The sequence below is a fragment of the Micromonospora sp. NPDC049559 genome (genome assembly GCF_040676675.1).
Lineage (GTDB): Bacteria > Actinomycetota > Actinomycetes > Mycobacteriales > Micromonosporaceae > JBFAPK01.
Genome location: NZ_JBFAPK010000054.1, coordinates 16,699 through 41,782, shown reverse-complemented (window position 1 = coordinate 41,782; position 25,084 = coordinate 16,699). Strand labels below are relative to the sequence as shown.

Here is a 25,084-nt window from a genome sequence, read left to right as displayed (position 1 = left end):
GCCGGCAGCCGGGCCTGGGTCGGCCGGGCGGGCGGTCAGGCGATGTCGGCCGCGGACCCGCCGCCACCGGCCTCGGGCGGACCCGAGCCCGCGTCGCCGTCCCCGTCGACGTCGGCCGCCCGGCGTAGTCGCCCCGGACCGGTGAGCAGGGGCGGTCCGACCAGCTCCGGTCCGGTCGGCTCCGGACGGTCCGACCCGGCCGGTCGCAACAGCTCCGGCAGCTCCGGTCCGGCCGTTGCCAGCGGTGGGGCGGGACGCAGCGGCGGGCCGGGGCGCCGCGACTGCTCGGCCGGGTCGGGCTGGCGTCCGGCGGGCCCCGGCTGGGCCGGTACCAGCCGGGTCGGCTGCGGCGTGGGCTGGCTGACCGGCGAGAGCCCGGCCACCAGCGTGCTGACGATCTCGGCCGCGTACGCCCCGTCCGGGTCGTAGTCCGGGTCGAAGACGGTGATCTCCACGCCGAGGCAGTGCGGCGTGTCGACCAGACCGGCCAGGAGCAGCTCCAACTCGGGAAAGGCGATGCCGCCGGGGTCGGGCGCGTCGACCGCGGGCATCACCGCCGGGTCGAGCACGTCGACGTCGATGTGCACCCAGTAGCCGGCGCAGTCGGCGAGCTGGTCGTGCGCCCACTGGGCGGTACGGGCCGCCCCCTCGGCGCGCAGCTGCGGCACCGGACGGGTGACGATCCCGGCCGCCTGCAGGTCCAACCGGTACTCGTCCTGCGCCCGGATGCCGAGGACCACCACGTCGATGTCGCGGAAGTACGGCCGGCGCCCCTCGATCGCCGCGAGGTCGGCCTGTCCCCGCCCCGTCACCAGGGCCAGGTCCTCCCCGGCCGCGGCGCCCACGTAGGAGGCGTTGCCGGGGTGGCGGAAGTCGGAGTGGCCGTCGACGAAGACCAGCCCGATCCGCCCGCCCACCGCCTCGCCGAGCCGGTGCATCGCCAGCGCCGAACCGATCAGGATCGAGCAGTCGCCGCCGAGCACGACCGGGAACTCGCCCTGGTCGATGATGGCCCCGATCCGCCCGGCCAGCGCCCGGGAGTAGGCCGCGATCGACCCGGCGTGGCAGACCCCGTCGCCGGGGCGCCAGTCGCCGGGGTCGTACCGCGGCGGGGTGAGACAGCCCGCGTCCCGGGCGCCCAGTCGGGCCACGAGATCGTGGTCCCGCAACGCCCCGGGCGCCTTCGCGCAGCCGGGTACCGAGGTGGCCGTCGGCGGGCGCAGGCCGAGATTCGACGGCGCGTCGAGGACCGCGATCCGGCGCGTCATAGGCTCCCGTCCTCTCGCTCGCCGCCCGGCTGGGTGGGTTGGCTCCTCGGGTCCGGTGTCTCAGAACAGCGCGCTGGCCAGGGCTCGTCGGGCCCGGGCCACCACCGGGTCGTCCGGCCCGGCGATGGTGAACAGCGACACCAGCCGCTGCCGGGCCGTCTCCCGGTCGTCCCCGGCGGTGCGGCGTACCACCGCGAGGAGCCGGTCGTACGCCTGCTCGGCCAGGCCGCTGAGCACCTCGACGTCGGCGGCGAGCAGCTGCGCCGCGACGTCGGCGGGGTCGGCCTGCGCCGCGGCGAGCGCGGCCGCGGCGTCCACCCCGGTGACCCGGCGGGCCAGCGCGACGTGGGCGAGCCCGGCCTCGGCGGCGGCGTCGGCCGGCGTGTCCGCCAGGATCTTCTTGTACGCCCGCTCGGCCGCGTCGAGATCCCCGCTCATCAGCGCGTCGTCGGCCTCGACCAGGCGCGGGTCCTCCTGCGGCGCGACCGCGACGCCACCGGCCTTGAGCACGGCGTCGATCCACTGTCGCAGCTGTGCCTCGGGGACCACCCCGGAGAACGCGTCCACCGGCTGCCCGCCGATCACCGCGTAGACCATCGGGATGCCCTGCACCCGGAACATCTGCGCGATCCGGGGATTGCTGTCGACGTCGATCTTGGCGAGTACCCAGGCGCCGCCGCCCTCGACGGCGAGGCGCTCCAGCACCGGCGAGAGCTGCTTGCACGGCTCGCACCACTCGGCCCAGAAGTCGATGACCACGGGGGTGGTCAGCGACCGCTCCAGCACCTCCGACTGGAAGGTCGCCTCGGTGACGTCGATCACCGTGACGCCGCCGGGTCCGGCCGCGGGTCCGGCACCGGCCGGTCCGCCGGGGGCGGGGGGCGCGGCGGCGGGCCGGGCAGGGGGCTGGGCGGCGCGCAGCGCGCCGAGGTCCACCGCGCCGCGGGTGAAGATCGACGGGTTGATCCGTGGGTCGCTCATGGTTGTCTAGTCTCGCACGCGTACCGCGCAACACCGCCCAGCCGGCGCTGCCACAAATGTGACCGTGGCCAGCGCCCCCGCCCGCCCCACCCCACTAGAAGCGGGCCGGCTCGCGGTAGACCCCCCACTCGGCCCGCAGCGCGTCGCAGATCTCGCCGAGCGTCGCCTCGGCCCGTACCGCGTCGAGCATCGCGGGGATCATGTTCTCGTCGGTACGCGAGACGGCGACCATCCGGGCCAGCGCCGCCTCGACCGCCGCGCCGTCGCGCTCGGCCTTGCGCCCGGCGAGCAGCCGCCGCTGCTCCAGCTCCACCTCGTGCGAGATGCGCAGGATCTCCAGCTCCTTGGCGACCGTACCGGTGTGGCAGTTGACTCCGACGATCTTCTTGTCGCCCCGCTCCAGGGCCTGCTGGTAGGTGAACGCGGCCTCGGCGATCTGCCCGGTGAACCAGCCGTCCTCGATCCCGCGCAGGATGCCGGAGGTCATCGGGCCGATCGGGTGCGGCCCGTCGCCACCGAGCTGCCGGATCCGGGCGAAGATCTCCTCGGCCTCGGCCTCGATCCTGTCCGTCAACGCCTCGACGTACCAGGAGCCGCCGAGCGGGTCGGCGACGTTGGTCACCCCGGTCTCCTCCATCAGCACCTGCTGGGTACGCAGCGCGATCTCGGCGGACTCGTCGGTCGGCAGGGCGAGGGTCTCGTCCAACGCGTTGGTGTGCAGCGAGTTCGTGCCGCCGAGCACCGCGGCGAGCGCCTCCACGGCGGTGCGTACCACGTTGTTGACGGGCTGCTGCGCGGTGAGCGAGACGCCCGCCGTCTGGGTGTGGAACCGCAGCCAGAGCGCGCGCTCGTCGGTCGCGCCGTAGACCTCGCGCAGCCAGCGGGCCCAGATCCGGCGGGCCGCGCGGAACTTCGCGATCTCCTCGAAGAAGTCGACGTGCGCGTCGAAGAAGAAGCTCAGCCCCGGCGCGAAGACGTTGACGTCCAGGCCCCGGGAGAGCCCCAGCTCGACGTAGCCGAAGCCGTCCGCCAGCGTGTACGCGAGCTCCTGCGCGGCGGTCGAACCGGCCTCGCGGATGTGGTAGCCCGAGACGGAGAGCGGCTTGTACCGGGGGATCTCCGTGGCGCAGTACGCCATCAGGTCGCCGATCAGGCGCAGGTGCGGCTCGGGCTCGAAGAGCCACTCCTTCTGCGCGATGTACTCCTTGAAGATGTCGGTCTGCAGCGTGCCGTCCAGGGTCGACAGGTCGGCGCCCTGCCGCTCGGCCGCGACCAGGTACATGCAGAAGACCGGTACCGCCGGTCCGGAGATCGTCATCGAGGTGGTGACCGCGGCGAGGTCGATGCCGGCGAAGAGGGTCTCCATGTCGGCGGCCGAGTCGATCGCCACCCCGCAGTGACCGACCTCGCCGAGCGCCTCCGGGTCGTCCGAGTCCCGCCCCATCAGCGTGGGCATGTCGAACGCCACCGACAGACCGCCACCGCCCGCGCCCAGGATCATCTTGTAGCGCTCGTTGGTCTGCTGCGCGTTGCCGAAGCCGGCGAACTGGCGGATGGTCCAGGTCCGGCCCCGGTAGCCGGTCGGGTAGAGCCCCCGGGTGTACGGGTACTCGCCCGGCCAGCCGATCCGCTCGAAGCCCGGATAGGCGCTGCCCTCCGGCGGTCCGTACACGGGCTCCAGCGGCAGGCCGGAAAGGGTGGTGAAGTCGGCGTCCCGCTTGCGCGCGGCGTCGTACCGGGCCTGCCAGCGGGCCCGACCGTCGGCGATCTCGTCGGCGTTCATCCGGGGCGCTCCTCCTCGAGTCCTCGACTGCCAGTCGAGTCTAGAGGGCACCCTGAACGATCGCTAAGCTGTGTATCCGCGCTCGCGCTTCGCGGCGCCCGAGAGGCGGTGCCTTCCCCTCCGCGGCGGTGTGAGTGGGTGGTTGCTCGCCGCGACGCTCCGGTCCAGACACCGCCGCGCCGCTACGCGCGCTCGCTGGGGGAGCCTGCGGAGCACGGCGGCTTCGCCGCGCGCTCCTCGGCTCCGGGAGTGCGGCGCTGCGCTCGCGGGGGCTTCTCGACACAGCTCGGCGCCGCGCCGCCGTGGTCACTCACGGTGGACGGCGCGGCGCCGGTGGGTGGTCCTCAGGCCGTGGCCGGCGGGGTGTTCAGTTCGATGTCGTCGACCTTGACGTTCACCTCGGTGACGGTCAGGCCGTACTTCTCCACCGCCTCCTCGACGGCGGCGCGGACCGCCTCGGTCACCTCGCTGACCACGCGGCCGGCCTCGATCACCAGCACCACGTTGATGACGGCGCTGGTCCCGGTCACCTTGGCCGAGACGCCCCGCCCCGCGTCCCCCACGTTGTCGAGCCCGACGCGGTCCAGGACGCTGTCGAAGAACCGGGCGACGTCGCCGCCGAGGTCCGCGACCCCGGGCACCTGCCGGGCCGCGGTACCGGCGATCTTCTCGATGACCTCCTCGGACACCTCGGTGCCGCCCCCGGCGTTGTTGGCCGGCGCGGCCGGCGCCGCGGTGTTCTCCGGCCCCCCGGCCGCGTCGTTCTGCACAGCCTCGCTCATTCTCGCTTCTCCCCTGGTCTTCGTGTCTCTTGCGGCGACATCAGCGTGCAGGGAGCCTACTCGTCGGCGGCAAGCCGATGGTGAACCCAACGGCTCCGATCTGCGCGGTTCCGATTTGTACCGTTGCAAGGCGCGTCCGGTTCGCACCGTCCACACCGGCCGGACGGGTGACGCCGCCGCCCGCGCCGGTGGCACCCCGGGCGCCCCGGCTCAGCCGAGTTCGCGCTCGTAGCAGACGGAGAGGGTCGAGCCGACGTAGCTGCCGAAGAGCGGGATCTCGCGGTACCCCTCGCGCTGGTAGAAGCGCCGCGCGTCCGGCTGGGCGGTCCCCGTCTCCAGCCGGAGCGTGCGCCATCCCCGGGCCACGGCGGCCTCCTCCAGGGCCCGCAGCAGGCGCGTGGCGACGCCGCTGCCCCGGGTGGCCGGCGTGACGAACATCCGCTTGACCTCGGCCGAGTCGCGGTCGAGCCGCCGGAGCGCGCCGCAGCCGACGGCCTCGCCCGAGGCGGTGTCGACCGCGACGAGGAAGACGGCGATGTCCTCGCCGGAGGGCGGCGGGCCGGGCTCGTGGTCGTCGCTGCCGTACCGGGCGTCGAGCTCCGCGCGCTGGCGGTCCCGCAGCGCCGCGCCCACCGGGTCGCCCCAGGGTCGCTCCTCGATCCTCCACCGCGCCTGGTCCACCGCCGCCGCCCCCGATCCGCTCCGTACCGCTCGTTTGGTAACGCATGTTACGGTAACGGTCGTTACGGTTTCAAGAGAGAAGGACGCCATGCCACGGAGGGCCGACCGCCCAGCCCAGGAAGCGCTGCTCTCGCGGGCCGTCTGGGACGTGCTCGCCCGCTCCGGGCCGGACGGGCTGACGATCCGCGCCGTCGCGGCGGCGGCGGGTTGCACCACGGGGCTGGTGATGCACCGGTTCCCCAACCGTCGCGCCCTGCTGGCGCACGCCCGCCGCCTGCTGCACGAGCGGACCCGGGCCCGCGTCGAGGCCCTGGAGGCGGGGGCGGCGTCACCCCGGGCCGCGCTGCGGGCCGTACTCGCCCAGGGGCTGGCGCTGGACGAGGAGACCCGCACCGAGAGCATCGTCTGGGTGGGCTTCCTGGCCGTGGCGATCGGCGACGAGGAACTACTCGCCCTGCACCGCGCCAACAACCGGGCCTGGCGGGACCGGGTGCAGCGGCTCGTCACCGCCGCCACGGGCTGGCCGGAACAGCGGGCGCGTACCGCGACGTACGGCCTGATCTCCCTGGTCGAGGGGGCGGCGGCGCTCGCCTGGGCCGACCCGGAGAGCTACCCGCCCGGCGTCCAGCTGGCGACGTTGGACGCCACCCTGGCCGCGCTCGACCTGGCCTGACGGGAGGCGCGGCCACCGGCCGGGCGAACGCGTCCCGGGGCGACCCCGGGTCGGGAGGTCAGCGGCTCCGCGTCCGGTCGAGCTGGTCGAGCAGCTCGCCGGCGGCGCCGTACGGATCCGCCTCCCCGGCGGCGACCCGCGCGGCGAGCGCCGCGAGCCCCGTACCGTCGCGGAGCGAGCCCATCCGCTCGCGCAGCACGCCCAGCGCGATCGCCTCGACCTCGGCGGCGGCCCGCACCTCGCGGCGGCGGCGCAGCTCGTCGTGCTCGACCAGCCAGGCCCGGTGCTTGTCGATCGCCGCGGCGATGTCGTCGATCCCCTCGCCCCGTGCCGCGACCGCGCGCACCACCTGGGGTCGCCACTGTCCCGGACCGCGCTCGCCGAGCGCGATCATGCCCTGGATGTCCCGCACGGTGGCGTCCGCGCCGTCCCGGTCCGCCTTGTTGACCACGAAGACGTCGGCGATCTCCAGGATCCCGGCCTTCACCGCCTGGATGGCGTCGCCCATGCCCGGCGCGAGCAGCACCAGCGTCGTGTCGGCCAGGGACGCGACCTCGACCTCGGCCTGGCCGACCCCGACCGTCTCCACCAGCACCACGTCGCAGCCGGCGCCCTCCAGCACCCGTACCGCCTGGGGCGTGGCCGCCGCCAGCCCGCCGAGGTGTCCCCGGCTGGACATGGAGCGGATGTAGACGCCCGGGTCGGTGGCGTGGTCCTGCATCCGAACCCGATCGCCGAGGATCGCCCCGCCGGTGAACGGGCTGGACGGGTCGACGGCGAGCACGCCCACCCGGTGCCCCCGCGCGCGCAGCGCCCGGACCAGCTCGTTCGTGGTGGTCGACTTGCCCACCCCGGGCGAACCGGTCAGGCCGACGACCTGGGCGCGGCCGGTGTACGGCGCGAGCGCCGCCGCGACCTGCGGCAACAGCTCGTCGCCGGACTCGACGAGCGTGATCAGCCGGGCCATCGCCCGGGGATCGCCCTCGCGGGCCCGCCGCACCAGCAGCGGTACGTCCCGGCTGCGGCGCACGCCGGCGCCGGACGGCTGGTCGGCCGGGGTCGCTCCCCCCGGCGGGGTCCGCTCGGTCATCACGCCCCGGGAACGTGGATGATCAGCGCGTCGCCCTGCCCGCCGCCGCCGCAGAGCGCCGCGGCACCGGTACCGCCGCCGCGGCGGCGCAGCTCCAGCGCGAGCGTCAGCACGAGCCGCGCACCCGACATGCCGATCGGGTGGCCGAGCGCGATGGCGCCACCGTTGACGTTGACGATCTCCGGGCTCACCCCGAGGTCGCGGGTGGACTTGATGCCCACCTGCGCGAACGCCTCGTTGATCTCGATGAGGTCGAGGTCGGCGACGCCCAGCCCGCTCTTGCGCAGCGCGTGGTTGATGGCGTTCGAGGGCTGGGAGTGCAGCGAGTTGTCCGGCCCCGCGACGTTGCCGTGCGCCCCCACCTCGGCGAGCCAGGTGAGTCCCAGCTCCTTGGCCTTGGCCCGGCTCATCACGACCACCGCGGCGGCACCGTCGGAGATCGGCGAGGAACTGCCGGCGGTGATGGTGCCGTCCGGGGTGAAGGCCGGCCGGAGCCGGGCGAGCGACTCGACGGTGGTGTCGGGGCGTACCCCCTCGTCCTCCGAGATCACGATCGGGTCGCCCTTGCGCTGCGGGATCACCACCGGCGTGATCTCCTCGGCGAAGACGCCGTTCTTCTGGGCGGCGGCGGCCCGCAGGTGGCTGGCCACGGCGAAGGCGTCCTGCTCGGCCCGGCTGATGTCGTGCCGCTGCCCGTGCCGCTCGGTCGACTCGCCCATCGCGCAGCAGTCCCAGGCGTCGGTGAGGCCGTCCAGCGCCATGTGGTCCTTGATCACCACGTCGCCGTACTTGTAGCCGGCGCGCTGGTTGAGCAGCAGGTGTGGGGCGTTGGTCATCGACTCCATGCCACCGGCCACCACGATGTCGAACTCGCCGGCCCGGATGAGCTGGTCGGCCAGGGCGATCGCGTCGAGGCCGGAGAGGCAGACCTTGTTGATGGTCAGGGCCGGTACGGACATCGGGATGCCCGCCTCGACCGCCGCCTGCCGCGCCGGGATCTGCCCCGCGCCGGCCTGGAGCACCTGACCCATGATCACGTACTGCACCTGGTCGGCGGGGACGCCCGCCCGCTCCAGCGCCGCCTTGATCGCGATGCCCCCGAGCTTGGCCGCCGGCAGGTCCTTGAGGTTGCCGAGCAGCCGCCCCATCGGGGTACGGGCGCCGGCGACGATCACGGAACCGGTCGCCCGTCCGACTTGCTCGTTCCTCGCGCTCACCGAAGCCATAATGTCGCCTCCGAGGGGATGGGTGGCTGGCCGTGCACCTTAACGTTCGGTCAGACTATCGCCATGGCAGAAGAGTCCCCCCGCGAGCCCGCTGCGGACTACGTCACAGGTATCGGGCTCCGACGCATCGACCATGTTGGTATCGCCGTCGCCGACCTCGACGCGGCGATCGAGTTCTACCAGCAGACGTTCGGCATGCGGTGCGTACACACCGAGACCAACGCCGAGCAGGGCGTACGGGAGGCGATGCTCGCGGTCGGGCCGGACACCGAGGGGGGCTGCGTGCAGCTGCTCGCCCCGCTCTCGCCGGAGTCGACGATCGCGAAGTTCCTGGACCGCAACGGGCCGGGCGTGCAGCAGGTGGCGTACACGGTGGCCGACGTCGACGCGGCCTGCGCGGCGCTGCGCGAACGGGGCCTGCGGCTGCTCTACGAGACCCCGCGACGCGGTACCGCCGGCTCGCGAATCAACTTCGTCCACCCGAAGGACGCCGGCGGCGTGCTGGTGGAGCTGGTCGAACCGGCCGAGGCACACTGAGCCGGGCCGGCCAACTCCCCCCGGGGCTCCGCCGCCTCCGGCCACCGCGACGGGCGCGTTGGTCCGCCTACCGGACGGGCGCGTTGATCCGCCTTACCGGACAGGCGCGTTGGTCCGCCTACCGGACAGGCGCGTTGGTCCGCCTACCGCGACCACCCGGCTAACGCCCGGCCGTGCGGTACGCCTCGACCAGCTCGGCGGGGATCGGGGCCAGGTCGGCCACCCGGCGGAAGTCGCCGAGGGTGGTGCCGGCGCAGGCGGAGTCGACGTTGTCGGCGCCGGCCCGGCTCGCCGCGTCCCCCCGGTCGACCGCACGGAAGTCGATCGAGAACCGGGTCCGGCCGGTGGTGTTCGGCACCGTGGCGTGCAGCTGGGCGCCGGAGAAGACGAGGATGCCGCCCGGCGGGGTGATCACCCGTAGCTCGCCCCCGTCGACCTCCTGCTCCAGCGCCGGTTGCTTGCGGGTCTCCACCTCGATCTGCCCGGCCGCGGCGGTACGCCCGTGCGCCACCCAGTCGGCGTAGTCGTACTCGCGGGAGCTGTTGCGCACCCCCACCCCGAAGTACGCCGGGTAGAAGGTCATCGCGTTCGCCTCCTGCACCTCGTAGACCGGCACCCAGAAGTTGAGCTGGCACATCGGCGCGGAGAACCAGGTGTCCCGGTGCGGCGCGAACTGCAGGGTCAGCCCCGCGTTGAGGTAGTCGCTGGTCATCGTGCGCAGCCGGGGCACGTCGAAGTAGGTCCGTACCGGGTCCACCCCGAGTTCGGCGAGGAGCAGCCGGACCAGCTCGGCGCTGCGCGGGTGGTTGATGAAGGTGGGCTTGAGCCCGGCGAGCACGTCGACGTACGCGGGGCCGGCCAGGTGGTGCTGCGCGTCGGGCGGGAAGTGCGGCGCGAAGGCGGACTCGGCCAGCTCGCGGGCGAAGGCGACCAGCTCCAGCGAGCGCGGCGTCGGCGAGTAGACGAAGAGGTCGCCGGCGTAGAGCCGGTGTCGCCGCTCCTCGTCGGGCCCGGGCCAGTCGAAGTACACCACCGTCATCGCGACCTCCCCTTCTCCGGCCAACCGCTGGTCACGGTAGTTTCCGCGGTTCGTTGCGCGGGCCGACAGGCGCGCGGAGGGCGCCCGTTGTCGTCGATCCGACTGCCCCACGCCGCACCGGCCCGGCATCGCGTCGCGGGTCGCACCCGGAGTGCGTCCCGGGCGCCGCCCGCGGTCGTACCGTCGCCCGATCCGCCAGGACGCGACGCGTTCACGGCTCGACCAACCCACGGGCACCAAACAACCCACGGGCACCAACAGCAACCCACGGGCACCAGGCAATTCACGGGCACGACGGGTTCACGGCACGGCAGGGAGGTTCGAGATCGGCGCTCCGCCACCGTTCCGGTTCACCGCCGCGATGCCCGCGCTGGACCGGCCGGTACCGCGCTGGCTCGACGAGGTACGCCGGATCGAGGACCTCGGCTTCAGCTCGGTCTCCATCTCCGATCACCTCACCGGCGGATGGGCGATGGACCCGCTGGTGGCGATGACGATGGCGGCGGCCGCGACGTCCCGGCTCCGGGTGCTCGGGCTGGTCTTCTGCAACGACTTCCGGCACCCGGCGCTGCTGCACCGGTCGCTGGCCAACCTCGACGTCTTCTCGGGCGGTCGGGTGGAGATCGGGCTGGGCGCCGGGTGGCTGCGCGACGACCACGACGCGGCCGGGCTGCCGTTCGACCCGCCCGGGGTACGCGTCGACCGGCTCGCCGAGTCGATCGAGGTGATCACCGCGCTCTTCGACGGCGTACCGGTCGACTTCACCGGGCGGTACTACCGGATAGGCGGGCTCGCCGGGGTGCCCGCGCCGGTGCAGCGGCCCCGGCCACCGCTGCTGGTCGGGGGCGGGAGCCGGCGGATCCTGGAGCTGGCCGGCAGCCGGGCCGACATCGTCGGGATCAACCCCCGGCTCGCGCCCGGCGTCGACCCGGGCGCCGCGCTGGCCGAGCTGACCGAGGAGCGGACCGCCCGAAAGATCTCCTGGGCCCGTACGGCGGCGCGCGCGGTCGGGCGCGACCCGCACGCGCTGGAGTTCCAGCTGCGGATGTTCGACGTCCGGGTCGTCCACCGTGGCCGGGAGCACCGCAGCTCCTCCAGCCACGCCCGAAGCCTCGGCACGACGCTGCCGGTCCGCTCCCCGGCCGTGCTGCACGGCGGCGTGGACGAGTGCGTGGAGCGGCTACTGGAGATCCGGGAACGGTTCGGGGTGAGCTATCTGCACCTCGGCGGCAACCTCGACGCGGCGGCGCCGATCGTGGCGCGCCTGGCCGGCAGGTAAGCCCCCGCCTCCGCGCCCGCCCCCGGCCGACGCCCCCCGCCCCCGTCCGCGTCCGCGTCCGCGTCCGCGCCGATCATGGACTTGTGGTCGAGAATTCGTCCGCTTTCGCGGCTTGTGTCTCGGCCACCTGTCCATGATCGACCGGGGTGATGGCGGTGGGAGCAAGGGGGCGAGGCGCGCACGACGGCGCGTTCGGCCCGGTCACCGCGCAGATACGCGCAGCTATCCGTCGATGTCGGTGCGGTTTTTCACAAACCGCTTCCGCCCCTTAACTACCGCTCAGTAACGTCCGCCCCCACAGCAGTACCGGCACCGGCGGTTGTGTCGCCCGCCGACATGGCGGCCCCCGCCGAACCCCGACGACGATGGCTTCGGCCGGCGGGGACACCGGGCCGGTCCGGACGAGCGGGAGGTCACACCGTGCAGGACATCCTGGAAGTGATCATGGACGCGGAGGCGGCCGCCACGGCCGGCGCGGACCCGGGCCGCCAGCTCGCGAGGATCGCCGACGTACCGGTGCCGCCCTGCTACCGGGGCGTGGTGGTCCGCGCCGAGGACGCCGGAATGTTCGACGGCACGCCGGTGCGCGACCGGGACCCGCGCAGGTCGCTGCGGCTCGCGGAGGTGCCGACCCCGCAGCTCGCGCCGGGCGAGGCGCTGGTCGCGGTGCTGGCCAGCGCGATCAACTACAACACGGTCTGGACCAGCATCTTCGAGCCGCTGCCGACCTTCCGGTTCCTCCGCCGCTACGCCCGGCTCTCCGAGCTGACCCGCCGGCACGACCTGCCGTACCACGTGGTGGGCTCGGACGCGGCCGGCGTCGTGCTGCGGGTCGGGCCCGGGGTGACCCGGTGGCGGCCCGGCGACGAGGTGGTGGCGCACTGCCTCTCGGTCGAGCTGGAGGACGCGGCGGGGCACGACGACACCATGCTCGACCCGCAGCAGCGGATCTGGGGCTTCGAGACGAACTTCGGCGGGCTGGCCGAGCTCGCCGTGGTGAAGGCGAACCAGCTGATGCCCAAGCCGCGCCACCTGAGCTGGGAGGAGGCGGCCAGCCCGGGGCTGGTCAACTCCACCGCGTACCGGCAGCTCGTCTCGCACCACGGCGCGGCGATGAAGCAGGGCGACGTGGTGCTGATCTGGGGCGCCTCCGGCGGCCTCGGCGGGTACGCCACCCAGCTCGCGCTGCACGGCGGGGCGATACCGGTCTGCGTGGTCTCCTCGCCCGAGAAGGCCGAGCTGTGCCGCCGGATGGGCGCCGAGCTGGTGATCGACCGAACGGCCGAGGGATTCCGGTTCTGGTCGGACGAGCAGACTCAGGACCCCGACGAGTGGCGCCGGTTCGGCGAGCGGATCCGCGAACTCACCGGTGGCGAGGACCCCGACATCGTCTTCGAGCATCCGGGCCGGGAGACCTTCGGCGCCAGCGTCTACGTCGCCAAACGCGGCGGTACCGTCGTCACCTGCGCCTCCACCAGCGGTTACCTGCACCAGTTCGACAACCGGTACCTGTGGATGCACCTCAAACGGATCATCGGCAGCCACTTCGCCAACTACCGGGAGGCGTGGGAGGCCAACCGGCTGGTCGCGCTCGGCCGGATCCACCCCACCGTCTCCCGGACCTATCCCCTGGAGCGGACCGGCCAGGCCGCGTACGAGGTGCACCGCAACGCGCACCAGGGCAAGGTCGGCGTGCGCTGCCTCGCGCCGGCCGAGGGGCTCGGCGTACGCGACCAGGAGCTGCGCGACCGGCACGCCACCGCGATCAACCGCTTCCGCGGCCACTGACCCGGGCGCGTCGCCACACCCTTCCCCTCCCGGTGATCACTGCGGATAATTCGTGGCACCAAACTTCATGACGGTCTCGGCCATCGAAGGTTTCCGCCACACCGGAGCCGCCGCGTCCGGACCGGCCCACGCCTGGAGAAGCCGTGCCCGAGCTGCCGTGGTCACCCCTGCGTCGCCCCCTCTCCCGCCGTACGCTCCTCGCCGGGGCCGCGGCCACCGCCGTGGCCGGCCTGACACCGGTACGCGCCGCCGCGGCCACGCCCGCCGCGCCGGCCCCGCCCGACCTCGACGCCGCCCGCGCGGCGATCACCCGGCTGCTGGCCGGGGACGCCGCCCGCGCCGGCCAGTTCGCCCTCCAGACGCTGACGCCCGACGGCGACGCCGACCGGTTCACCATCGGCGGCGCGCCCGGACGGGTCACGCTCGCCGGCACCAGCACCGTCGCCCTGGTCTCCGGCTTCCACTGGTGGCTCAAGTACGTGGCCGGTGGCCACCTCTCCTGGAACGGCGACCAGCTCGCGCTCCCCGGTACGCTCCCCGCGCCCGGCGCGCCGATCACCCGCCGTACCGAGCTGACCGACCGGTACGCCTACAACTTCTGCGTCTTCGGCTACACGGCGCCGTACTGGGGCTGGTCGGAGTGGGAACGCGAACTCGACTACCTCGCCGCCAGCGGGGTGAACCGGGCCCTGGCGCTGGTCGGCCAGGAGATCGTCTGGTACGAGACGCTCACCAGGTTCCGGCTGACCGCGGCACAGGTGCTCGGCTGGATCCCGCAGCCGGCGCACCAGCCCTGGCAGTGGTACGGCAGCATCTCCGCCGGCAACGGCCCGGTCACCACCGGGCAGCTGCAGCGCCGCGCCGACCTCGGGGCGCGGATCGTCGACCGGATGCGCGAGCTGGGCATCACCCCGGTCTTCCCCGCCTTCATCGGGCACGTGCCGAACGACATCTTCGCCGCCGCCAACCCGGGCGCCACCGTGGTGCCCCAGGGCACGTACAGCGGCCAGCCCCGCCCCGACTGGCTCGCCACCACCGACCCGCTGTACCGGTCCGTGGCCGCCGCGTTCTACCAGTCCCAGGCGGCGCACTTCGGCACCACCACCCACTACTCCAACGACCTGCTGCACGAGGGCGGCAGCCTCGGCGGGGTCGCGCTCGGGGCGGCCGGGCAGGCCGTGCAGGCGGCGCTGACCAGCGCCGCACCGGGCTCGGTCTGGATCCTCCAGGGCTGGGCGGGCAACCCGCGCCGGGAGCTGCTCGACGCGATCGACACCGACCGGGTCCTCGTGCTCGACCTGGACGCCGACGACGCCGCCCCGTGGCAGCGGACCGAGGCGTACTGGGGCGCGCCCTGGGCCTGGGGCTCGATCGGCAACTTCGGCGGGCGGCTCGGCATGTTCGGCAGCCTGCGCGAACCGGCCGGGACCCTGCCCGAGGTCCGCCGGCTCCCGGCCGCCGAGCGGGGCCGGCTGGCCGGCACCGCCTTCGTGCCCGAGGCGCACCACCACAACCCGGTCACCGGCGACCTGTGGAGCGAGACCGCCTGGCGGGACGAGCCGGTCGAGCTGGACGGCTGGGTACGCGACTACGCCCGACGCCGGTACGGCCGCGACGACCCGCACGCGGCGGCGGCCTGGCAGACGCTGCTGGCCACCGCCTACGCGTACCGCTTCACCGGCGACACCGGCGGCGAGGGACCGTTCGAGACCCCCTTCGCGGCCCTGCCCGCCCTCACCGTGGCCCAGTCGTCGCGGACCGGTGCGCGCGGCTGGCGGTACGACCCGGACCTCTTCCCGCCGGCGTTCGTCGAGCTGTTGGCGGCCGACCCGGCCGTGCGCGGGCTGCCGACGTACCGCTACGACCTGGTCGACGTCACCCGCCAACTGCTCGCCAACCGGGCCCGGCTGCTGCTCGACGAGATCCGGGCCGCGCACGCCGCCCTCGACGGGCCGCTGCTGCGCACCCTCACCGGACGGTTCCTGCGCTACCTCGACCGCACCGACGAACTGCTCGGCACCGACCGGTACTGGCTGCTGGGGCGCTGGCTCGCCGACGCCCGGGCGCTCGGCGCGACCGACGCGGAGCGGGCCGCCCTGGAGTACGACGCCCGCACGATCATCACCATCTGGACCTCGAAGGCGTACGAGCGGCTGCACGAGTACGCCAACCGGGAGTGGCACGGGCTGCTCGCCGACTACTACCGGCCCCGCTGGGCCAGCTACTTCTCCCAGCTCGTGGCCCGGGTGGAGGCCGGCAACGCGCAGCCGCCCAGCTCGGACGCGGCGACCTGGCAGGCGGCGAGCGAGGCGTGGACCCGGGCAACGAAGGCGTACCCGACCGAACCGGTCGGCGACCCGTACGAGGTGGCGACCCGGATCGTCGCCGAACTCACCGCCGAGCCCGGGCAGGGCGTGGTGCGGATCCTCGACCCGGACTCCCCGGTCTGCGCGCCGGGCGCGACGGCCACGCTCGACGTGCGGTTCACCAACCGCGACCCGGGCCGCCCCCGTACCGGCGTGACGATCGGCCTGACCGCGCCGGCCGGTACCACGGTGACGGCGACCGGGCCGACCAGCTTCGCCACGGTGCCGCCCGGTGCGTCCGTGGTCGTCGGCTGGCGGATCACCCCGGCGCCGACCCTGCCGGCCGGTACCGCGCTGGCCACGCTGGCGCTGACCGCCACCGCCGGGTACTCCGACGGCGGCACGCCGCACCAGGCCGGCGCGGTCGGCGTGTTGCGGGTGGGGCAGCCGCCGCAGGCGCCGAACCAGGTGCGCGCGGGCGACACCCGCTCCGGTGCCACCCAGAGCGGCGCCCGGTACGCGGTCTTCGCGGCCGGCGCCGACCTGTGGGGCCGCACGTACCAGTTCGGCGCGGTCTACCGGCAGGCGGCGCTCGGCTCGGGCGAGTCGGTCGTCACGACCGTGACCCGCCAGGACGACACGGGCCCGTGGGCCAAGGCCGGCATCCTGGTGCGCAACTCGCTGACCCGGGACGGTTCGGCCGGCTCGGTGCTGCTGGCCCGCACCCCCGGGCACGGCGTGACCCTCCAGTGGGACAGCACCGGCGGCGGCGCGCTGGACGGTACGACCACGCTCGCCTGGAGCGGGTCCCCGGTCTGGTTGAAGCTGACCAGGTCCGGCACCACCTTCACCGGGTACGCCAGCGCCGACGGCAGGACCTGGACCCAGGTCGGTACCGCCACCGCGCCCGGGGCCGCGTCCCGCCTCGACGCCGCGCTCTTCGTCACCCCGGTCGACGCCGCCGGCGCGGTCGGCACCGCCGAGTTCACCGGCTTCCGGATACTGCGGCCCGCCGGACCCGGCAACGACCTGCACCGGTACCAGTCGTCCGGGCGGGTGGTGAGCGCGCCCGACCTGGACGGGCGGCTGGAGACCTTCGTGGCGGCGGCCGACGGGGTCTGGCACCGCTGGCAGACCGCGACCAACGCCGGCTGGAGCGCCTGGGAGACGACCGGCGGCCCGGCGGGCGCCGCGTCGCTGGCGATCGGGCGGGACCCCGACGGCCGGTTGCAGCTCTTCGCCACCGGTCCGGCGGGGACCTGGCAGCGTGGCCAGACCGCCGTCAACGGCGGGTGGGGCGGCTGGGTGAGCTTCGGCCCGGGCGGGCGGGACGTCGTGCTCGGTCCGTCGGCCGACGGCCGGCTGGAGCTGTACCTGGCCGGATCGGCCGGCGTCTGGCACCGCTGGCGTACCCCCGACGGGAGCTGGTCGGACTGGGAGCAGACCGCCGGTCCGACCGACGCCGCCCTGGCGCTGGCCCGCAACGAGGACGGCACCCTGGTCGCCTTCGCGTCCGGCGCGGACGGCACGTACCAGCGGGACCAGGCGGCGGTGAACGGCGGGTGGGGCGGGTGGCTGCCGATCGGGCCCGCCGCCGCCGACCTGGCCGTGGCGCCCGCCGCGGACCGGCGGCTGGAGCTCTTCCTCGCCACCGCGACCGGGGTGCTCCACCGGTACCAGGCTTCGACCAGCGGCGACTGGACCGTCGCGGCGCCGGTGGGCGGGCCGAGCGGGGCCCGGCTCGGCCTCGGCCGGGACCCGCGCGGGCTGCTCCAACTGATCGCCGTCACCGCCACCGGGACGTGGCAGCGCCCGCAGACCTCGCCGAACGCCGGCTGGGGCGCCTGGCAGCAGCTCGGTGGCGGCGGTACGGACGTCGACGTGGCGACCAACCAGGACGGTCGGCTGGAGGCGCACGCCCTGCGGCCGGACCAGGTCTGGACGCGCTACCAGCGGACCGACTACACCTGGACCGACTGGCAGCCCGGCGGCGGCCCGCGCGGCTGAGCCCGGCCCGACCCGCGCGCCCGAACCGCCGTCTCCGGGGCGGTTCGGGCGGCGGGGCGGTCTTTCCCGGCGCGCCGCAGCGGTTCCGGCGGCGCGCCTGTGGTGTACGACGACGAAACGTTTTTCGAACTGCGCCGGTACGAACCGCGCGGGCGACAGCGATGATTTCGGCCGTTGCCGGAGGGCGATCACGCACCGGCGCGGGCCGGCCAAAGTTGACCATGTGAACCGGTCAGGAGAGGCACACCCCGGTCTTGCGAACCACCCTGGTGTGTCTGCAAGTATGTCCCAATGCCCCAGCAGCAGTCCTCCCCTCTTGCGTTCTTCGATAACGCGAACTCGCAACCAGACTTCACGGTCGCCCTGCGCGGTTACGACCGCGAGCAGGTCAACAGCCACCTCGGCCGGCTCAACGCCGCCCTGGCCCAGTCCGAGCAGGCCCGTGCCGAGGCCGAGCAGCGCATGAACGACGCGCAGCGCCGGCTGCGCCAGGCCGAACAGCGGCTCAACGCGGTGGAGCAGAAGCTCACCGACACCAACAAGCAGCTCGAGGAGAACAACCGGCCGACCCTCTCCGGCCTGGGCACCCGGGTCGAGCAGATCCTGCGGCTGGCCGAGGAGCAGGCCAACGACCACCGCGGCGAGGCCAAGCGCGAGTCGGAGGGGATCCTCTCCGCCGCCCGCCTCGAGGCGCGTGAGATCACCGACAAGGCCCGCGCCGAGGCCGCCGCCATGAAGGCCACCGCCGAGCGGGAGGCCGGCGCGGTGCGTACCGCCGCCGAGCGGGAGGCCGCCGAGGTCCGGGTGCAGGCTCGGCGGGAGGCCGACACGCTGCGCGCGGACGCCGACCGGGAGACCAAGCAGCTGCGTACGGTGACCGCGCACGAGGTCGCCGAGCTGAAGTCGACGGTGGAGCGGGAGGTGGCGACCCTCCGCGCGACCGCCGAGCGCGAGATCACCCAGCTGCGGGCGAAGGCGGCCCGGGAGGCCGAGGAGAAGCGCGCCGAGGCGACCAAGCTGCTCACCGACGCCCGGGACAAGCGCGACAAGGACCTGCAGGCGCTGGAGCTGCAGCTGGCCGAGCGCCGGGAGCGGGCCGAGCGGGAGGAGTCCGAGCGGCACGCCGCCCAGGTCGCGCAGACCCAGAAGCTGGTCGGCGAGGCCGAGCAGCGCGCCCGGGCCGCCCAGGACCGGGCCAAGGAGATCGAGCAGCGCGCCGAGGCACGCCGGATCGAGTCCGAGCGCAACGCCGCCGAGACCATCGACAAGGCGAAGGCGCTGGCCGACAAGACCCTCAACGAGGCCCGGGCGGAGGCGCACCGGCTGCTCAGCGAGGCGAAGACCGAGGCGGAGCTGACCACGCAGGCGGCCCGCCGCGAGGTCGAGGACCTCACCCGTCAGAAGGACGCGGTCACCTCGCAGCTCGGCCAGATGCTCTCCGGCCTGGCCGGCATCGTCCCGACTGTTGGGAACGCCCAGAAGTCCGACAAGGACGGCGCGGACGTGCCCGCCGAGACGGCCAGCTGACCGGCTGACCAGCGGGCGCGAGGCGCCCGACCCCGGCTCCGGGACACATCCCACCCGGTGCCGGCCAGCCAGGCAAGACCCACCAAAGCGGGGCATGCGCGGGTGATACGGGGCCGCGCCGGTACGATCCGGCTCGGCCCCGTATTCGTACGCCACGGTTTCCGCAGGTCGGGCGGTTGCCGGGGCAGGTAAGTGCATCCCGTAGGGCGGTCGGTATTGCCGCGCGGGGGCACGATGCGTGTGAGGATGAGAGCATGTCGCACGGCGAGGAACTGTTCGCTCTTGGCGGGGACGTGACCACGGAGCCCAACTTCGAGTCGGCCCTGCGGGGGTATGACAAACGGCAGGTAGACCGGTACGTCGCTCGGGCCGAGCACGAGATCGCCACCCTGGCGACGGAGCGCGAACAGGCGTACACACAGATCCACAAGCTCGCCGGGCAGGTCGAGGTGCTGCAACGCGACCTCGCCGCCGTACGCCGACAGGTGGGTGTGGTCGACCGGGCCTCGTTCCGGCACCTCGGCCCCCGGGTCGAACAGATCCTCACGCTCGCCGAGGAACAGGCCGAGGCGATCCAGACCAGCGCGACCCAGGAGTTGGAGGCGCGCCGCGCCGAGGCGGAACAGATCCTCGCCGAGGCGCGCGAGCAGGCCGCGACCGCGCTGCGGGACTTCGAGATCGCGCTCGCCGCCCGCCGTGCGGAGGAGGAGAAGGCCAGCAACGCCCGCCGCGCCCAGGCCGAGGCGCTGGTGACCGCCGCCACCGAGGAGGCCACCCGGCTGCGCGAGGCCGGCGAGGCCGCGCACGCGAAGGCCCAGCAGGAGGCGAAGCGCCTGCGCGAGGCCGGCGAGGCGGCGCACGCCAAGGCCCAGCAGGAGGCGAAGCGCCTGCGCGAGGCCGGCGAGGCCGCGCACGCCAAGGCCCAGCAGGAGGCGAAGCGGATCACCGAGCAGACCGCCGAGTCCGTCCGGCGCAGCCGGGCCGAGACCGACGCCTACGTCCAGCGGATGCGCAGCGAGACCGAGGCGTACGTCCAGCAGACCCGCAGCCAGACCCAGCAGGAGCTGGCCGCGTTGCGGGCGCGGGTCGAGCAGGAGATCACCGCCAAGCAGACCGCTGCCGACAAGGAGATCGTGGCCCGCCGGACCGCCGTCGAGCAGGAGTTCGCGCAGTGGCGGGACGGCCTGGAGCAGCAGTACGCGGCGAAGCGCGAGGAGGTCGAGCGGCACGCCGCCGAGCTGCGGCGCTCGGCCGAGGAGCACGCCGCCGAGGTACGCCGGCAGGCCGAGGAGCACGCCGCGCGGGTGACCACGGAGGCCGAGGAACTCGCCGCGCGGGTCACCGCCGAGGCCGAGGAGAAGCGGAACCAGCTGCTCGCCGGCGTCGAGGAGGTCGCCGCCGAGATCCGCCGCAAGGCGGACGAGCACGCCACCGAGGTCCGCAAGCAGGCCGACGAGTACGTCTCGGTCTCCAAGCGGCAGTACGAGGAGTACGCCGCCACCGCACAGCAGCGCCTCGCCACCGCACAGCAGCAGCTCGCCACGACCCAGCAGGAGGCGATGGCGGGGCGGCAGGAACTGGTCGAGGTGATGCAGGAGATCGCCCAGGCCCAGCAGTCCCTGGCCGACCTGCGGCAGGAGACCTGGGCCTCGCGCCAGGAGTCGGACGAGATCCAGCGGGAGCTGCTCGACCTGCGGCGGCAGCTCGCCGAGGTACGCCAACAGGTGGCCGAGGTCCGGCCCGAGGCGGCCGCCGCGACGGCCGCCGCTGCCGAACCGGCCGCCCCGGTCGAGCCCGCCGCCCCTGCCGAGCCGGCGCTGGTGACCGCCGCCACGGCAGCGGACGGGCCGGACCCGACGGAGTCCGCCGCGGCCGGACCCGAGGGGGTCGACGGCGAGCCGACGGTGGCCACGGTCCCGGGCGAGGCGGGTCGCGCCCCGGTCGCCACGAAGATCACGAGCACCGGCGACTCGGGCAAACTGCCGGTGAAGCCGGCGGCCGAGGAGCGCACCACGAAGCCCAAGAAGGTGGCCGTCGAATCCGAGTGAGCCCCGTCGCGGTTCCGCTCGGAATGGGACCGCGTACGCCGCGCCGGTTGTCGCGAGGGCGCGTCACGTCTGGCCTGGCGCGGACACTCCGGATAACCTCCCGACAGGAGTCCGAGACGGGGGAGGCCCGGGTGGCGGTCGAGGAGCCAGAGTCGGAGGTCGTCCGGGTTCCCGCGCAGGGTGCCGCGGAGCGGGGCTCGACCGAGCGGGTCGATCGGGAGGCCGGAGCGGGCGCGGACGACGGCGGTACGACCAGCGGCGACGACAGCCACGAGGACCTGGCCGACCCGGCGCGGCTGGTCGGCGGGCACGACGAGCGCCGGTTCGGGGCGCCCGGCCGCCCGCTGCGCCAGAACCCGTTCCTGATCGGTTTCACCGGCGGCCTGGGCGTGCTGCTGGCCTACGCGGTGTACCTCGCGGTACGCAACGCCGGCGGGATGCTCGTCCTGATCTTCGTCGCGCTCTTCCTGGCGATCGGGCTCAACCCGGCGGTGGCCCGCTTGCGCTCCTGGGGGCTGCCCCGGGGGCTCGCCGTGGCGGCCGTGACGCTCACCGTCGTGCTGCTGCTCGCGGGCGGGGTGTTCGCGCTGGTACCGCCGGTGGTGACGCAGTCGGGCCAGTTCGTCGAGCAGCTACCGCACTACCTCGACTCGCTGCGGCAGAACGACACCATCAACGACCTGGTCGAGCGGTACCACCTGATGGAGCGGGTGCAGTCGGCGGCGACCGCGCAGAACATCAGCCGGGCCCTGGGCGGGGTCTTCGGCGGCGCCCGGCTCATCTTCGGCACGATCTTCAACGTCCTGACGGTGCTGGTGCTGACGATCTACTTCCTGGCCGCCTTCGACCAGATCAGGACGCTCGGGTACGGGATGGTGCCGGCCTCCCGCCGGGACCGGGTACGCCTCATCGGCGACGAGATCCTCACCAAGGTCGGCGCGTACATGGTGGGCGCGCTGGCGATCGCGGTACTGGCCGGGGTGAGCACCTTCGTCTTCGCCGCGATCATCGGCCTGGCGTACCCGTTCGCGCTGGCGGTCGTGGTGGCCGTCTGCGACCTGATCCCGCAGATCGGCGCGACGATCGGGGCGGTGATCGTCAGCCTGGTCGGCTTCGCCACCGAACTGCCGCTCGGCATCGCCTGCGTGATCTTCTTCGTGATCTACCAGCAGGTGGAGAACTACCTCATCTACCCGAAGGTGATGCGCAAGTCGGTCGAGGTGAGCGACGTGGCGGCGATCGTCGGCGCGCTGCTCGGCGTCGCGCTTTTCGGGGTGCTCGGCGCGCTGGTGGCCATCCCGGCGGTGGCGGCGTTGCAGCTGATCCTGCGTGAGGTGGTCCTCCCGCGCCAGCAGTCGCGCTGAGGGGGACGCCCCGCCGAGGCGGCGCCCCCCGGGTCGCCGAGGCTACTTCCCCGCCGTTCCGGATTTGCCGCGGATGGACTCCTGATGGATGTCCGCGTAGGTGCGCGAGTCCTTCACCAGGTCGTCACAGAAGGCCGCGACGTCGGTGCCGACGAGTTCCAGGACTCCCTTGCCGGCGGCCACGCCCTCCTCGAAGAAATCGAGGATCCCCGAGAGCAGGGACCCGTCCGCCAGCCCGACCGGCCCGACCTTGAAGAGGTACCGCTGGATCTCCTTGTAGACGATCTGGTAGTCCCGTGGGAGCGCCTTGACCCGGGCCAGGTGCGCCCGCCACTGCCTCTTGCCCTCGATGATGTCCTGGATACCCACGTCAGCCTCCTAGCTGGCCCAGTTTCCTGGCGACGTTCCTGTTCAACTGCTCACGCCAGCGGTCGCGATAGGTCCGCGCCTCTTGGCCGCCGGCCAGCGCCGCGCAGAAACCCTCGATGTCGTCACCCAGCACCTCGTGAATGCTCTGCCCATCGGACGCCGTCTCTTCGAGCAGCCCCAGGGCGCCGTCGGCGATCGGTGTCAGGTTGCGACCCGTGAAGCTGCCGTATGGGAAGAGGTGAACCACGATCTGTCCCCATGCCGCCCGGTAGTCGGGCGGCAATGCCGCGGCCCGGGCCTCGAACTGCTTCCACTCCCTGGTGAGATCGCTGCCGGTCATGGTCTCCCAGAAGCTCATTCCCCGCCCTCCCTGAGCTTGTCGATCCGCGATGAGACGTACTCCCATTTCGCCCAGAACGCCGCGAGTTCCTCGCGCCCCGCGTCGTTGAGCGCATAGAACTTGCGCGGCGGGCCGAGTCCGGACGGTCGTTTGGTGACCCGGACGAGCCCCCTCTTCTCCAACCGCAGCAGGATGGTGTAGACCGTCCCCTCGATGACGTCGACGAAGCCGAGTTCGTTCAGCCGACGCGTGATGGCGTACCCGTAGGTCTCCTCCCTGCCGATGATCTGAAGCACGCAGCCTTCGAGCGTGCCCTTCAGCATCTCCGTCAGGTCGTCCATCCCGCTCCTCCCGGCCGCACCAGTACCTCGTGTCACCAAGTACCACTATACGGTACCACTGAATAGCGCGGCCACCCCGGCAGGCCGCATCAACGGCGCGGAAACGGCGCCTTTCCGGGATGACGGATAGGCCCAGTGTGTCCGCAATCCGTCTGATCGAAAACTGTCACGCGCTCGGTACTTCTTGTAACGTTCGGGACGTTCGGAGCGGCATTTCCTGCACGCCCACCCTGGACGTTGGTGCTCTCCCGAGGGGGGAAGAAATGTCCAGCATCGACCCCGCGACCAGGGCACAGTCACCGCCCGATCCCGCCCGGTCCCGCCGCCGATCCGGCCGTGGAGGCCGACCCCGACCGGACCGCCGCCGGTTTCGGCTCGCCGGGCTGGCCGCGCTCGCCAGCCTCGGCCTCGTACTCGGCGCGGGCGGGCTCGCGGTGCTGACCCGGCCCGAGCCCGCCGTCGGCCCGCCGCTGGTCATCACCGTGTCCGGTACCGAACTCTGGAACGAGACCATCGACCGCCCGATCGAGATCGCGGCGAACAACGTCAGCCTGCACGGGGTGACGGTCCGCACCGGCGGCCCGGCGGCGATCCGTATCCGCCATGGCGTCGAGGGCTTCTTCGCCGAGAACACCGACATCCGCTGCCGTACCGACCACACCGACGGCATCGTGCCCGGCAACTACTCGGCGCTGCGGGTACGCGCCCACGGCTGCCGCAACGCCTTCGTCCGCAGCGATCTGGAGCCGGCGACCGTGATGGAGTCCCAGCGGGACGGGCGGCCGTACTCGACCAACCGGGCATCCGCTCCGGCGCGGGCGCCCGGGCCGCTGGACCGGATGCCGTCCGGGGCGAACCCGGCGGGGCCGGGTGCTCCCCCGGGGGTGCTGGCCACCCCGCCGACGCCGATCACGTACTGGCCCGGGCCGACGACCACCGGCGTGCCGGCCGGTACGACCCTGCGCAACTCCGGCTCGCTGAGCCTGCGTACCGCCGGTCAGGTGGTCAGCGGTCTCAACATCACCGGGTGCGTCAGCGTCTTCGCCAGCAACGTGACGATCCAACGCTCCCGGATCACCTGCTCGATCCCGACCTACTCGGTACGCGTCTACAGCCCGGCCACCAACGTGATCGTCCAGGACGTCGAGATCAACGGTACGGGGCAGACGTCCGCCACGGTCTGTTGCGGCAACTACACGATACGGCGGGCCAACATCTACAACACCATCGACGGGCCCCGGCTCGGGGACAACTCCACCATCGCCGACTCCTGGGTACACGACCTGGCCCGGATCCCCGACTCGCACAACGACGCGTTGCAGACCACGGCCGGGGTGAACATCGTGATCCGGCACAACCGGCTGGAGCCGTACAACGCGCCGCTGCGGGACCCGATGAACGCCTGCATCATGATCGGCTCGACCACCGGCCCGACCGTGACGAACCTGCTGATGGAGGACAACTACTGCAACGGCGGAAACTACTCGATCGGCATCCGCAAGGATCTCGTCTCCTCGCTGATCAACATTCGGGGCAACAAGTTCGGCCGCGACTACCGGTACGGCATCGTGGTGAACGTCCGGCTGCTCGGGATCAACTGGGATCCCGTCACCAACGTCTGGTTCGACAACGGCCGGCCCGTGCCGTTCAGCTGA

At 73.3% G+C, this 25,084-nt stretch carries 20 protein-coding genes; 9 read left to right on the top strand and 11 right to left on the bottom strand.

The features are described 5' to 3' along the window. Window positions 1-35: 35 nt before the first annotated feature. The 5 genes from AB0J86_RS36120 to AB0J86_RS36100 all read right to left on the bottom strand — a co-directional run bounded on the left by AB0J86_RS36120 (window position 36) and on the right by AB0J86_RS36100 (window position 5,495). Window positions 36-1,268, bottom strand: coding sequence for an arginase family protein (locus AB0J86_RS36120; RefSeq protein ID WP_363862436.1), 1,233 nt, complete (start codon window positions 1,266-1,268; stop codon window positions 36-38). A gap of 60 nt (window positions 1,269-1,328) precedes the next feature. Next, window positions 1,329-2,249 (bottom strand): tetratricopeptide repeat protein, encoded by a 921-nt coding sequence (locus tag AB0J86_RS36115; RefSeq protein WP_363862433.1) that lies wholly within the window; start codon window positions 2,247-2,249, stop codon window positions 1,329-1,331. A gap of 94 nt (window positions 2,250-2,343) precedes the next feature. Further along, a complete protein-coding gene (locus AB0J86_RS36110) occupies window positions 2,344-4,032 on the bottom strand; it encodes a methylmalonyl-CoA mutase family protein (protein WP_363862430.1) in 1,689 nt (562 codons plus the stop codon). A gap of 344 nt (window positions 4,033-4,376) precedes the next feature. After that, window positions 4,377-4,814 carry an Asp23/Gls24 family envelope stress response protein gene (locus AB0J86_RS36105; protein ID WP_363862427.1) on the bottom strand — a complete coding sequence of 146 codons (438 nt, stop codon included), beginning with the start codon at window positions 4,812-4,814 and terminating at the stop codon, window positions 4,377-4,379. 210 nt (window positions 4,815-5,024) lie between these two features. Continuing rightward, window positions 5,025-5,495, bottom strand: coding sequence for a GNAT family N-acetyltransferase (locus AB0J86_RS36100; RefSeq protein WP_363862424.1), 471 nt, complete (start codon window positions 5,493-5,495; stop codon window positions 5,025-5,027). Window positions 5,496-5,583: 88 nt separating this feature from the next. Here AB0J86_RS36100 and AB0J86_RS36095 point away from each other — a divergent pair, with 88 nt between their 5' ends. After that, window positions 5,584-6,168 (top strand): TetR/AcrR family transcriptional regulator, encoded by a 585-nt coding sequence (locus AB0J86_RS36095; RefSeq protein ID WP_363862421.1) that lies wholly within the window; start codon window positions 5,584-5,586, stop codon window positions 6,166-6,168. Window positions 6,169-6,226: 58 nt separating this feature from the next. On the opposite strand, the gene meaB is transcribed toward AB0J86_RS36095, so the two are convergent. Together meaB and AB0J86_RS36085 are read right to left on the bottom strand one after the other, a co-directional pair. Then, window positions 6,227-7,258 (bottom strand): methylmalonyl Co-A mutase-associated GTPase MeaB, encoded by a 1,032-nt coding sequence (gene meaB / locus AB0J86_RS36090; RefSeq protein WP_363862451.1) that lies wholly within the window; start codon window positions 7,256-7,258, stop codon window positions 6,227-6,229. Then, entirely contained in the window at window positions 7,258-8,475 is a 1,218-nt protein-coding gene (locus AB0J86_RS36085; RefSeq protein WP_363862418.1) for an acetyl-CoA C-acetyltransferase, read from the bottom strand. Before AB0J86_RS36085 ends, meaB begins: the two co-directional genes overlap by 1 nt. A 72-nt stretch (window positions 8,476-8,547) precedes the next feature. On the opposite strand from AB0J86_RS36085, the gene mce reads away from it, so the two are divergent. Then, complete coding sequence (gene mce, locus AB0J86_RS36080; RefSeq protein WP_363862415.1) at window positions 8,548-9,021, top strand: methylmalonyl-CoA epimerase; 474 nt, start codon at window positions 8,548-8,550, stop codon at window positions 9,019-9,021. 160 nt (window positions 9,022-9,181) lie between these two features. Here mce and AB0J86_RS36075 read toward each other — a convergent pair whose 3' ends face one another. Beyond that, entirely contained in the window at window positions 9,182-10,060 is an 879-nt protein-coding gene (locus AB0J86_RS36075) for a hypothetical protein (protein ID WP_363862412.1), read from the bottom strand. 151 nt (window positions 10,061-10,211) lie between these two features. Here AB0J86_RS36075 and AB0J86_RS36070 point away from each other — a divergent pair, with 151 nt between their 5' ends. The 6 genes from AB0J86_RS36070 to AB0J86_RS36045 all read left to right on the top strand — a co-directional run bounded on the left by AB0J86_RS36070 (window position 10,212) and on the right by AB0J86_RS36045 (window position 22,379). Continuing rightward, window positions 10,212-11,339 (top strand): TIGR03621 family F420-dependent LLM class oxidoreductase, encoded by a 1,128-nt coding sequence (locus AB0J86_RS36070; RefSeq protein ID WP_363862410.1) that lies wholly within the window; start codon window positions 10,212-10,214, stop codon window positions 11,337-11,339. Between the two features lie 420 nt (window positions 11,340-11,759). Then, on the top strand, window positions 11,760-13,127 hold the full coding sequence (ccrA, locus tag AB0J86_RS36065; protein WP_363862407.1) for a crotonyl-CoA carboxylase/reductase: 1,368 nt from the start codon (window positions 11,760-11,762) through the stop codon (window positions 13,125-13,127). 143 nt (window positions 13,128-13,270) lie between these two features. Beyond that, entirely contained in the window at window positions 13,271-17,440 is a 4,170-nt protein-coding gene (locus tag AB0J86_RS36060; protein WP_363862404.1) for an alpha-N-acetylglucosaminidase TIM-barrel domain-containing protein, read from the top strand. 291 nt (window positions 17,441-17,731) lie between these two features. Beyond that, window positions 17,732-18,967: a cell division protein DivIVA gene (locus AB0J86_RS36055; RefSeq protein WP_363862401.1), complete on the top strand. Its 1,236-nt coding sequence runs from the start codon at window positions 17,732-17,734 to the stop codon at window positions 18,965-18,967. Window positions 18,968-19,221: 254 nt separating this feature from the next. Beyond that, window positions 19,222-21,015, top strand: a complete 1,794-nt coding sequence (locus AB0J86_RS36050; protein WP_363862398.1) for a hypothetical protein — start codon at window positions 19,222-19,224, stop codon at window positions 21,013-21,015. A 278-nt stretch (window positions 21,016-21,293) separates the two neighbouring features. Continuing rightward, window positions 21,294-22,379, top strand: coding sequence for an AI-2E family transporter (locus AB0J86_RS36045; protein ID WP_363862448.1), 1,086 nt, complete (start codon window positions 21,294-21,296; stop codon window positions 22,377-22,379). A gap of 42 nt (window positions 22,380-22,421) precedes the next feature. On the opposite strand, the gene AB0J86_RS36040 is transcribed toward AB0J86_RS36045, so the two are convergent. Genes AB0J86_RS36040 through AB0J86_RS36030 form a run of 3 tightly spaced genes read right to left on the bottom strand, consistent with a single transcriptional unit; the run spans window position 22,422 to window position 23,429 of the window. After that, on the bottom strand, window positions 22,422-22,748 hold the full coding sequence (locus AB0J86_RS36040; RefSeq protein ID WP_363862395.1) for a DUF1048 domain-containing protein: 327 nt from the start codon (window positions 22,746-22,748) through the stop codon (window positions 22,422-22,424). 1 nt (window position 22,749) lies between these two features. After that, the gene (locus AB0J86_RS36035; protein WP_363862392.1) at window positions 22,750-23,106 is read right to left on the bottom strand and encodes a DUF1048 domain-containing protein; all 357 of its coding nucleotides are present in this window, start codon (window positions 23,104-23,106) and stop codon (window positions 22,750-22,752) included. After that, entirely contained in the window at window positions 23,103-23,429 is a 327-nt protein-coding gene (locus AB0J86_RS36030) for a PadR family transcriptional regulator (RefSeq protein ID WP_363862389.1), read from the bottom strand. The genes AB0J86_RS36035 and AB0J86_RS36030 overlap by 4 nt, the downstream gene beginning before the upstream one ends. 263 nt (window positions 23,430-23,692) lie before the next feature. On the opposite strand from AB0J86_RS36030, the gene AB0J86_RS36025 reads away from it, so the two are divergent. Next, window positions 23,693-25,084 (top strand): hypothetical protein, encoded by a 1,392-nt coding sequence (locus AB0J86_RS36025; protein WP_363862386.1) that lies wholly within the window; start codon window positions 23,693-23,695, stop codon window positions 25,082-25,084.